Source organism: Streptomyces sp. CBMA123, from assembly GCF_014596465.1.
In the GTDB taxonomy this organism is placed as follows: Bacteria; Actinomycetota; Actinomycetes; order Streptomycetales; family Streptomycetaceae; genus Kitasatospora.
Genome location: NZ_MECK01000207.1, coordinates 1 through 9,345 on the forward strand (window position 1 = coordinate 1; position 9,345 = coordinate 9,345).

Annotated in this window: 12 protein-coding genes; 4 read left to right on the top strand and 8 right to left on the bottom strand. The window is 71.7% G+C overall.

Going from position 1 to position 9,345, the window contains the following annotated elements; all coding sequences use genetic code 11:
* The first annotated feature begins 566 nt into the window (after positions 1 to 566).
* A complete protein-coding gene (locus tag BG452_RS22520; RefSeq protein ID WP_188306154.1) occupies positions 567 to 1,010 on the top strand; it encodes a hypothetical protein in 444 nt (147 codons plus the stop codon).
* Positions 1,011 to 1,025: 15 nt separating this feature from the next.
* On the opposite strand, the gene BG452_RS22525 is transcribed toward BG452_RS22520, so the two are convergent.
* The gene (locus BG452_RS22525) at positions 1,026 to 1,592 is read right to left on the bottom strand and encodes a DinB family protein (RefSeq protein WP_188306155.1); all 567 of its coding nucleotides are present in this window, start codon (positions 1,590 to 1,592) and stop codon (positions 1,026 to 1,028) included.
* Between the two features lie 91 nt (positions 1,593 to 1,683).
* Positions 1,684 to 2,067, bottom strand: a complete 384-nt coding sequence (locus BG452_RS22530) for a winged helix-turn-helix transcriptional regulator (protein ID WP_188306156.1) — start codon at positions 2,065 to 2,067, stop codon at positions 1,684 to 1,686.
* A 193-nt stretch (positions 2,068 to 2,260) separates the two neighbouring features.
* Between BG452_RS22530 and BG452_RS22535 the strand changes: the two genes are divergently transcribed.
* Both BG452_RS22535 and BG452_RS22540 read left to right on the top strand, forming a co-directional pair.
* Positions 2,261 to 2,926: an NAD(P)-dependent oxidoreductase gene (locus BG452_RS22535; protein WP_188306157.1), complete on the top strand. Its 666-nt coding sequence runs from the start codon at positions 2,261 to 2,263 to the stop codon at positions 2,924 to 2,926.
* Positions 2,927 to 2,980: 54 nt separating this feature from the next.
* A complete protein-coding gene (locus BG452_RS22540) occupies positions 2,981 to 3,559 on the top strand; it encodes a GNAT family N-acetyltransferase (RefSeq protein ID WP_188306158.1) in 579 nt (192 codons plus the stop codon).
* Here BG452_RS22540 and mycP read toward each other — a convergent pair.
* The 4 genes from mycP to BG452_RS22560 all read right to left on the bottom strand — a co-directional run bounded on the left by mycP (position 3,538) and on the right by BG452_RS22560 (position 7,540).
* Complete coding sequence (gene mycP / locus BG452_RS22545; RefSeq protein ID WP_188306159.1) at positions 3,538 to 4,740, bottom strand: type VII secretion-associated serine protease mycosin; 1,203 nt, start codon at positions 4,738 to 4,740, stop codon at positions 3,538 to 3,540. The genes BG452_RS22540 and mycP overlap by 22 nt on opposite strands.
* 137 nt (positions 4,741 to 4,877) lie before the next feature.
* A complete protein-coding gene (locus BG452_RS22550) occupies positions 4,878 to 6,275 on the bottom strand; it encodes a WXG100 family type VII secretion target (protein WP_188306160.1) in 1,398 nt (465 codons plus the stop codon).
* A 29-nt stretch (positions 6,276 to 6,304) separates the two neighbouring features.
* Positions 6,305 to 6,745 (bottom strand): hypothetical protein, encoded by a 441-nt coding sequence (locus BG452_RS22555; protein WP_188306161.1) that lies wholly within the window; start codon positions 6,743 to 6,745, stop codon positions 6,305 to 6,307.
* Positions 6,746 to 6,841: 96 nt separating this feature from the next.
* Positions 6,842 to 7,540 carry an endonuclease V gene (locus BG452_RS22560; RefSeq protein ID WP_317621177.1) on the bottom strand — a complete coding sequence of 233 codons (699 nt, stop codon included), beginning with the start codon at positions 7,538 to 7,540 and terminating at the stop codon, positions 6,842 to 6,844.
* Positions 7,541 to 7,745: 205 nt separating this feature from the next.
* Between BG452_RS22560 and BG452_RS22565 the strand changes: the two genes are divergently transcribed.
* Positions 7,746 to 7,994, top strand: coding sequence for a hypothetical protein (locus tag BG452_RS22565; RefSeq protein ID WP_188306163.1), 249 nt, complete (start codon positions 7,746 to 7,748; stop codon positions 7,992 to 7,994).
* A 31-nt stretch (positions 7,995 to 8,025) separates the two neighbouring features.
* On the opposite strand, the gene BG452_RS47195 is transcribed toward BG452_RS22565, so the two are convergent.
* Together BG452_RS47195 and BG452_RS22575 are read right to left on the bottom strand one after the other, a co-directional pair.
* Entirely contained in the window at positions 8,026 to 8,742 is a 717-nt protein-coding gene (locus BG452_RS47195) for an RDD family protein (protein WP_188306164.1), read from the bottom strand.
* Between the two features lie 74 nt (positions 8,743 to 8,816).
* Positions 8,817 to 9,345, bottom strand: a 529-nt coding sequence (locus BG452_RS22575) for an RDD family protein (protein WP_188306165.1), incomplete at its 5' end; no start/stop codon positions are given.

Consider the following 9,345-nt stretch of genomic DNA (forward strand, 5'->3'; position numbering starts at 1 on the left):
AACGCGCCCGGCGGCGAGCCGTCGAAGCCTTCCCCGCCCAGGTCGAACGCGGCAACACCGCCGACGACCGGATCTCCCCGACGGAGGCGCTCCCGAACTCCTGACCGGGCGGCACCGCGCCGCCCCGCCCCGCGCCCCGGTCGCCAACGAGCCGCCGGGGCGCGTTCGACGCACCCGCCCCCACCCGCCCCGTCGCAACCCCCGCTGTGAGTGCGGTTGCACAGGCGGTAGTGCGGACGCGACTTCGCGCCCTGGGCGTGGACGCCGGCCCCGGCAGGCCCTACGGTGGCACCTCAACTGCCTTGCGGCCACAGCCGTCCCACACCCTCTGACCAGCCGCGACACGCTCCCAGCCACGTCCCCCGCAGCACTGCGCAGCACTCCCCCGACCGGCCCCGACCGGCAGTACCGCCGCCACACCGCACCGACCGGCGTCGGAACCGGACGAGCGGCGGCGGGTTCCGGGCATTCCATCAGATTGGTCACCCAGCGCACCGAGGGCCTACCGTAGAGTGAGCACAGACGATCGACCGTCAGAAACCCATCTCCCTTGCCGAGAAGACGAGATGACCAACCGTCACACGAGCGCCGCCGGCCCTCCCCCGAGGGCCGACGAACCGGAGGACGTACCACTGGAGTTCGCGGCCTTCTGCGAACTCCACCGCCCCCGGTACCTCAGCTATGCCCGGGTGTGGCTGACCGAGCACGCCGACGCGGCCATCGCCGTCCAACAGGCCTTCGCCGAAATCGCCGTCCAGTGGCGCGAGTTGCTCACCAGCCCGAACCCCACCGCGCTCTCCTGGCAGATCCTGCGCGGCACCGTCGCCGAACACACCCGGCAGGCGGCCGCCGCCGAAACCGACCACCACCCCGCCGACGACGACCTGGCGATCCTCCACTACGTCGTCGGCCTCGCCGCCCCCGAGATCGCCGACGTCATCGGCACCGACACCGCCAGCGTCGCCGGCCGGCTCCGGCGCACCATGCTCCGCGAGGCCTCCGGCTGGTGACCCGCGGCGACGGACTCAGACCCGCTCGCCGGTCACATCGAACAGGTGGTGCACCGGGTCGTGGATCAGGTAGCGGGCGAAGGACTCGACGGTGAACCGCGCCCCGTCACTGCGAACCCCGGTCCGCCGCCACCGCTCCCCCGACACCGCCTCGAAGGCCGCCGCCAGCGCCTCCCCGGCCTCCGCCAGCTCCCCCGCCACCACGCGCGGCGGCTGCTCCCGGTAGCGCTCGGCGGCCGCCGTCTCGTCCTGGTCCCAGTTCGGGAACAGCGGACCGTCCTGATCGAGCATCAGCTCCAGCCGGACCAGGAACAGCCGGAAGACGTCCCGGACATGGCAGGCGTACTCCAGATCCGACCAGACCTCCGGCCGCGGCCGACGGCGCAGCCCGTCCTCATCGCCCGCCAGCACCGCCAGCCAGCTCGCCGCATTGGCCCGGATCATCCCGGCGACATCCGCGGGCACCACCCCCGGCGTGTCCAACCCGCAGTCGGCGCAGGGGCGTTCCAGCACCCAGGTCCAGTCCTTGGTGTCGGGGACGATCGCGTCGACGGGGCTCACGAGGTGCTCAGGAGTGCTCATGGGCCCAGCATGGCCGCCCCGCGGGCCCGCCCACCAGCGGCAAGGACGCCAGCGACCGCCGAAATGCTGCCAGGCCGGGCCGTCCGTACCGTCAGCCCGCGTCGCGCTCGTACTCCAGCCGGGCCGCCAGCAGACTGCCCAGGTTCTCGCGGCTCCACTCGCACACCGCATCCATCGGCCCGAGCAGCGTCCGCCCCAACGGCGTCAGCGCGTACTCGACCCGCGGCGGGTTCTCCGGATACTCGGTGCGGACCACCGCACCGTCCTGCTCCATCGAACGCAACGACTCCGCCAGCACCTTCGCGGTGATCCCCGCCAACGGCACCCGCAGCTCCGAGAACCGGCGTGGCCCGCCCTCCAGACAACGGATGATCCGCCACGCCCACTTCCGGCTGCCCAGCACCGGCACCGACTGCACCGGGCAGTCGGCCGGGAGGAAGTCCGCCGGCAGTGGCGGCGGCACGGTCTGCGTCATGCCCCCGACGGTACCCGGACGACCGGCCGTGTGGAGACGAGAGCGGTTCCGTCGCAGGCAGTTCCGCCGCAGGCGGTTCCGCCGAAGCCGGTTCCGTTGAAGCCGGTTCCGTTGAAGTAACCGGCACCCCCCGGTCTACCGTCACCGCACCGGCGGACGACAACGCCCGCCACCGACCCACCGGGAGACCCCCATGACCAGCACCGCACCCCGGCAGCAGCTCCCCGCGGACGTCATCGTCTACGGCGCCGGCGGGCAGGTCGGCCGCGCCGTCGTGGCCGAGGCCCGCCGACGCGGTCTCACCGTCACCGCCGCCGTCCGCAACCCCGAGCGGCACGCCGACCTCGCCTCCGACGGCGTCACCCTGGTGCGCTGCGACGTCACCGACCCGGCCGCCGTCGCCGCCACCGCCCCCGGCCACCCCACCGCCATCAGCTCCGTCTACACCCCCGACACCCCCTCCGCCGAGTTCTACCGCGCCGCCACCACCGCCCTCGTCACCGGTCTCGGCCGGGCCGGCGTACCCCGCCTCCTCAGCGTCGGAGTCGCCACCACCCTGCAGACCGCCCCCGGCGTCGCCGTCCACGACGACCCCGAGTTCCCCGACGCCTACCGCACCTTCTCGCTCGGCCACTCCACCGCCCTCGACCTGCTCCACGACTCCCCCGCCACCCTCGACTGGGTCGTCGTCACCCCGCCGATGGACCTCGACCGCACCGCCCCCGGCACCGGCCACTACCGGGTCGGCGGCCCCCACGTCCTCGGCCCCCGGATCGCCCAGGCCGACCTCGCCCTCGCCATCATCGACGAACTCACCACCCCCACCCGTCACCGGGAACAGATCGCCGTCGCCGAATAGGCCCCGGCCGAAAGTCCCCGCACGAACCGGTCCCCGCCCGGCATCCTGGGCGCCATGGCCACGGACCTCTCCGCCCTCGCGGTCAAACCCACCCTGCACGGCCCCACCGTCCGCCTCGTCCCCCTGGACGCCCGGCACACCGGCCCGCGGTGGGAGCTCTGCACCGACCCCGGGACCAGGCGCCTCACCGGCACCCGCACCGCCTTCACCCGCGAGCGGATCGCCCAGTGGTGCACCACCCGCGCCGACCAGCCCGACCGGCTCGACCTCGCCGTCGAAGACCCCGCCACCGGCCGCTTCCTCGGCGACACCGCCCTCACCGACGTCGACCCGGACAACCACTCCGCCGAGTACCGGATCGCCCTCACCCCCGACAGCACCGGCCACGGCATCGGCGCCGAGACCACCCGCCTCGTCCTGCGCCACGCCTTCGCCACCGTCGGACTCCACCGCGTCCGCCTCGAAGTCTTCGAGTACAACGAACGCGCCACCCGCGCCCACACCAAGGCCGGCTTCACCCTCGAAGGCCGCGCGCGCCAAACCCACCACTGGGACGACCGCTACTGGGACGTCCTCCACACGGCCGCCCTACGCGACGACTGGCTCAGCACTCACCGACCCGGCCCACCGTAGGGCGGCTGCGGCGGATACGGCACCGCAGCCGCCGCCTGCCTCCGCCGCCGCGCCATCACCACCGCGGCCGCCGACGCCCCCACCACCACGGCACCGGCCGCCACAGCGGCCACCACCAGCCCGGTGACGTCACCACCCCCGCCACCGGAGGCGGCCTGGGGGACCGGTGCCGCGGTGGGCTGGTCCGTCGCATCGGTGTCGTCGTCGCTCGGCGGCGTGCCCTTCGACTCCGGCCGATTCACCAACGGGTTCTCCTTCGGCCCGTTGTCCACCGTGGGATTCGGCTCCAGCGCCTTCGCCGGGGCGAGGACTCCATAGCCGTAGTGCTTGTTGGGCACCACCGTCCCATTCGACGGAGGGGTGGCCGACTTGATCAACCGATTGATCACCTGGCCAGCGGACAGGTCAGGGTACTTGGAGCGGATGAGCGCGGCGGTGGCGGACACATAGGCAGTGGAGTCGGAGGTACCGTCCCCGGCCGCGTAACTGGTGGGAGACTTCGCCGAGGCGTGATAGATCCCCACGCCGGGTGCGATGAGCGTGGTCTCGGAGCCCGATGTGGAGTCCTCCCACACGACTCCCTTGGAGTCTGACGCTCCTACGGCCACCACTCCTGGGAACGCGGCCGGATAGCCGACGCCATCGCTCGAACCGTCATTGCCCGTGGCCGCCACCAGCACGACATCCTTCGACACTGCGTACGCGACAGCCTTGCGCGACTGCGAATCGAACTGCGAACCCCCAATAGAGAGGTTGATGACCTTCGCGCCGTTGTCCGCTGCAAAGCGGATGGCCGTTGCCAGGTCGTTCTGCTCAGGGACGGGACCACCGTCGCTTGTCCTCACCTTCACTGGCAGGATCTTCGCCTTCGGGGCCAGGCCCATCACACCGGACTGCGTACCGTGCCCGTGCCCTGCAATCAGGCTTGCCATGGCCGTGCCGTGGCCATCAGTGTCGATACGACCATCCGACTTGGTACCGGAGAAGTCAGCCCCGGGAAGGACCTGCCCGGTCAGGTCCTGATGCTCCGAGTTCACCCCACTGTCGATCACCGCAACGGTCACGCCCTCTCCCTGGCTGATGGGCCAGATGTGCGTCTCAGCCTCGAACGTCTTCAGCGCCCACTGCTGGTCCCTGATCTGGTCGGCCGAAGCCGCTGGTGCAGCGACGGCCCAGACCAACGCCCCGACAGCAAGGACCGCCGTACCACGCGCCAACTGTCGACTCGTCAAACCCGGTCACCCCACTCAACGAGGCATCCCGCAGATCACCGACCTGCGGGATGCGATCAGATCACCTGTCCGCTTACGGACCGGCCTCATTCCACCACGTTCGGATTGGTCGGCTTGTCCGGCGCCCAGGTCTCCTCGTCCTCCACCAGGTAGTCCGGCCGTTTGCCGTCCTTTCCGCGGTTCTTACGACGCTGCGTCTCGCTCATCGGGACGCCGGGTGCCATCACGCCCGTGCCACGAGCCGCAGGCTCGATGCCCAGCCGGTTTCGGGCCCCCAACCCGGAGCCGCCCTCCGTGAAGGCGGCCTTGCCGCGTGCTCCAGCGCCGGGCGGAATGACCTCACGGATAGCCCCACCAGGCCGAGCCAACGTCCCGCCTCCGACCCCATTGCCTGGATGAACCTCACCGCCACCGCCGATGACTCGGCCCCCGCGCGGAGCCGAACCCTCCACAGGCGTCATACCGCCGGAAGGCTCCTTGCCACCCGGTCCACTTCTGTTCTGGCCAGGGCCTGGTCCGACCGGCGTACTCTGCACCATCGGCCCCACAGCGCCATAACTTGTCTGCCCACCAACGCCGTTCGGTCCATTCATCACGGCCGGAGAGGGCCCCGAGCTCAAGGCGGAAGTCTGGGTAACTGCAGTTCCGGGGCTCGGCATGCTTCCACTCGGACGGGCCACTGGGTTTCCCGAAATCCCCGCGTCAGTGCCACGGTTCGCAGTGGTCGACGGCTTGGGCGGAGCCTGTGCCGTACCTCCCTTGATCCCGGAGTCGGTCGGGGAAACCACGCTCTTGGGTGTGGAGCCGGCCGCCGTCGGGGCCCGAAGGGACTTGGACCGCTGCGGCGTGGTGACAGCGGCTGACCGCGCCGGGGTCAGCCCGGGCCCGAACGACGTCCCTGAAAACACCGCAGCCGTCACGGCCGCCGCCGCGTTGCTCGGGTCATCCTGAGAGCCCGAATCACCTGGCTTCTTCTCGTAAACCTTGTGTGTAGGCAACGACGGAGCCTTCAGCGCCGGCGTCGCGATGCGGTAGTGCATCGCGAGGGTCTGCATGACCTCGGCCGCCTCGGCCTTCTTCCGGTCGGTGATCTGGATGTGGTCGTCCTCGGTACTGAAGAAGTCGCCGACCTTGTCCTTGATCTGGTCCCAGTTGCCGGGTTCCTCGGGCATGTCGCGCTTGGCCTTGGCCATCGCCTCGGACATGTTGTGCAGCGTGTTGGCCGCGTCGTTGGCGTAGGCGGCGGCTTCGTTGATGTTGCCGGCGAGGGTGAGCATCGCGGTGTGGAAGGAGTCGCTGCTGGTGCCGTCCCAGGAGGTGGCGGCCTCGGTGCTGGCGTTGGTGAGGGTCTTGCGGATCTCCTTGAGGGTGGTGGCGGCCTTGCGCCACGGGTCGCCGGCGGCCATCACCGCGCCGGGGTCGAGGGCCTGCGCCATCGTGCGGAGATCGGCGTGGCTGTACTTGGTGAAGTCGGTGTAGACCACGGGTGGTTCACCTCCGGTCGGGTGGTGGGTCAGATGGTGGCGTTGCCGCGCTTGGCCGGGACCTGGTTCGCCTGGTAGGCGACTTCGCTGGTGGCGGAGGGCTGGGCGACGGACCAGCCGTCGCCGGACAGCGTGAGCTTCCTGCTCACGTGCTGTTCGTGCTCCTCGTAGTTGGTCGCGGTGAGTTCGGCCTTCTTCTGGGCCTCGTCGATCGCCTGCTGGAGCTGGTTGAGCACGTCGCGCAGGGCGTCCCGCATGGTGCTGTAGCGGCCGTGGATCTCGGTGGCCTCGGCGAAGGTGCCGAAGGCGGTCTTGCCGAGGCCGCTGCGTCCGTGGGTGGCGCTGCCGTTCGCGTCCTTCTCGAACTCCTTGAGCAGGATGCGTACTTGGCCGGCGAAGGTGCGCAGTTGCTCGACCTCGACCCGGTAACCCTGGTTGGCTCCCCCGGTCGATCCGGTCCCTGATCCCATTGCGGCGCCCCCCGTGCGTCCGTTCCTGGCGGTCGGGGCCGGGCCCCGGTCGTCTCATGTCTAACACATCGGGTCCGGATTCCGCCCGGCGCAGGGTCAGTTCGCAGGCGTCCCGGTGTTCAGGGCCGTGGCGAGGGCGCGGCGGCACAGGGAGTCGGCGTGCCGGGTGGTTTCGGGCAGCCGGTAGCGCTGGGCGAGGTCGAGGGTGGTGCGGACGGCGGTGTCGAGGCCGATGCGGTGGCCGACGGAGACGTAGACGGGTTTGACGCCGGGTCGGGTGCGTACGGCGCGGCCGACCTCCTCTCCGGTGGCGGGGTCGGTGAGCGGGGTCCAGGAGCCGCGTTCCGGGGCGGGGTCGTGGTGGTCGAAGGTGAAGGGGGTCTTGGCGACGCCGAGGGTGCGCAGTCCGGTGAGGACGCCGAGGTGGCTGGCGAGGCCGAGACGGCGCGGGTGGGCGAGGCCGTAGCCGTCGCAGACGACGGTGTCGGGGGTGCGGGTGAGGGCGGCCAGCGCGTCGAGGACGGCGGGGAGTTCGCGGAAGGCGAGGAGGCCGGGGACGTAGGGGAAGGCGATCCGGCCGACGGCGGTGGCCTCTTCGGCGACGTCCAGGGTGTCCCGGTCGAGCAGGACGGCGGCGGCGACGACGAGGTCGTGGTCGTCGTCGTAGGCGACGTCGACGCCGGCGATCAGCCGGTACGGGGTGTCGTCGTCGTGGGCGCGGACGAGTGGCCGCAGCCGTTCCTGTTCGGCGAGCGCCTGGGCCTCCGTGGTGGGCCAGTCGGCGGGGATGGGCACGGTCGGTTTCCCCCGGTCTGCTTGGTGTCGGTCGGGCTCCACCGTACCGAGGGGTGCGGACGACCCCGGGGTGAGTCCGTGCGCCCCCTGTGCCCCCGGACTCGCGGGATAGCCTTGCCTTACCGAACTCCCTTGCCGGGTAGGACTTCTGGCAATCGGCACACCATTCCCGCCCGTTTCCCCCGACGTGCGAAGGACCCCCGCCATGCCGCGTCCGTCCGCTGCCCAGTTCTGCCTCGGCTCGTTCACCGTCGTCGCCACCACGGTGGCACTGCTGGCCGTTTCCGGCGCCGCCGGCGTCCTGGAGGTCGCGGTGCTGGTGGGGTTCGCGCTGGCGCTCGGCACCGTGGTGACGGTGCTCTCGGCGTCCGTCTCGGCCCGCTCGGCCGGGCCCGCCGACCGGTCCGGGGCCTCCCCGGCCGGCGCCGGGCGCGAGTACGCCCGGCAGCGCTGATCCGCCGCCGGGCGCCGTCCCGCCGCCGGGTTCAGATCTCGGTGGTGACGACCACGGTCTTCGCCGCCTTGTCGTGGATGCACTGCTGGTAGGGCTTGTCGAAGACGCCGAACAGGCCGTCGACGACCCACCACAGGGCGGCGCAGCACAGGACGGCGGGGAGGATGAAGACGGCGGCCCTGGTCCAGGCCGCGGCCTGGGTGGGCGAGTTGCCGTCGATGAGCATGGCGACGCGGATCTTCATCGCCTTCTTGCCGAGGGTCTGGCCGTCCCGGCTGAGCATCAGGGCCTCGTAGACGAGGTAGATGGCGCAGCCGAGCCAGAAGGCTTCGGTGGTGCCCTGGCGCGTGCTGAGGTCGACGAAGGGGCTGACGATGATGACGGCGACGGCCTGCACGAGGACGTAGTCGAGGAGGCGGGCGGTGATCCGCTTGGGCCAGGTGCCGATCGGCGGCATGCCGGGGACGGGGCCGCCGCCGGGGGTGCCGTACGTGCCGGGGCCGGTGCCGTAGCCGGGCGGGGGCTGGTCGTGCGGCTGGTCGTGCGGCTGGCCGTAGGGGTTCTGACCGGGGGTCGGCCCACCGTAGCTTCCCTGGTAGGCGCCGGGGCCTTCGGCGGGGGTGCCGGACGGGGTGGGGCCCGGCGGTTCGCCTTCCGGCGTGCCGCCGCCCGGGGCCGGGGGCTGCTTGTCGGAGGAGGGCTGACCGCCCCCCTCCGGCTGGGGGCCTGAGGGGTCGTGGGTGCTCATCCCTCGAGTAGAACATCGCACATTCTCAAGGATTGGGACATTTTGTCTGTTTTGGGCTTCGGTCGACGGCCGTCTCAGCTGCGGACCACCCGGGTACGGGCGGCCCGGTCCTGCCAGCCGCGCCGCGCCGGACGGTCGAACACCGGCCAGACCAGGCCGAGCAGCAGCACCGCGCCGAGCTGCCGGACGGCCCACCTCAGCAGCGAGCGGCCGAGGCTCAGCCGGCTCCGGGCACCGGCGGCGTCCACCACCCGGATCCGGGCCAGCCGCTTGCCGAAGGTCTGGCCGGTCCGGGCGATCGGCAGCACCTCGTAGACCAGGCTGACGAACACCAGGATGCCGATCAGGGCGGCGAGCTTGCCCAGCACCACGTCGTCCACCAGCCAGACCTGCACCTGACGGCGGGTGAGGGAACTGGCCATCCTGGCCTGGTCCACCTTCTGCTGGAGGTGGTCGGAGACCGAGCCGCCGAGCGGGATCCCGGCCGCGACGGCGACCACCAGCAGCACCCCGGTGTCCACCGCCCGGGCCGCCAGCCGCCGCCCCAGCCCGGCGGGCACCGGGGCCGTGGCCCGTCGGCGGGCGGGGGCCTCCCGGGCCGGC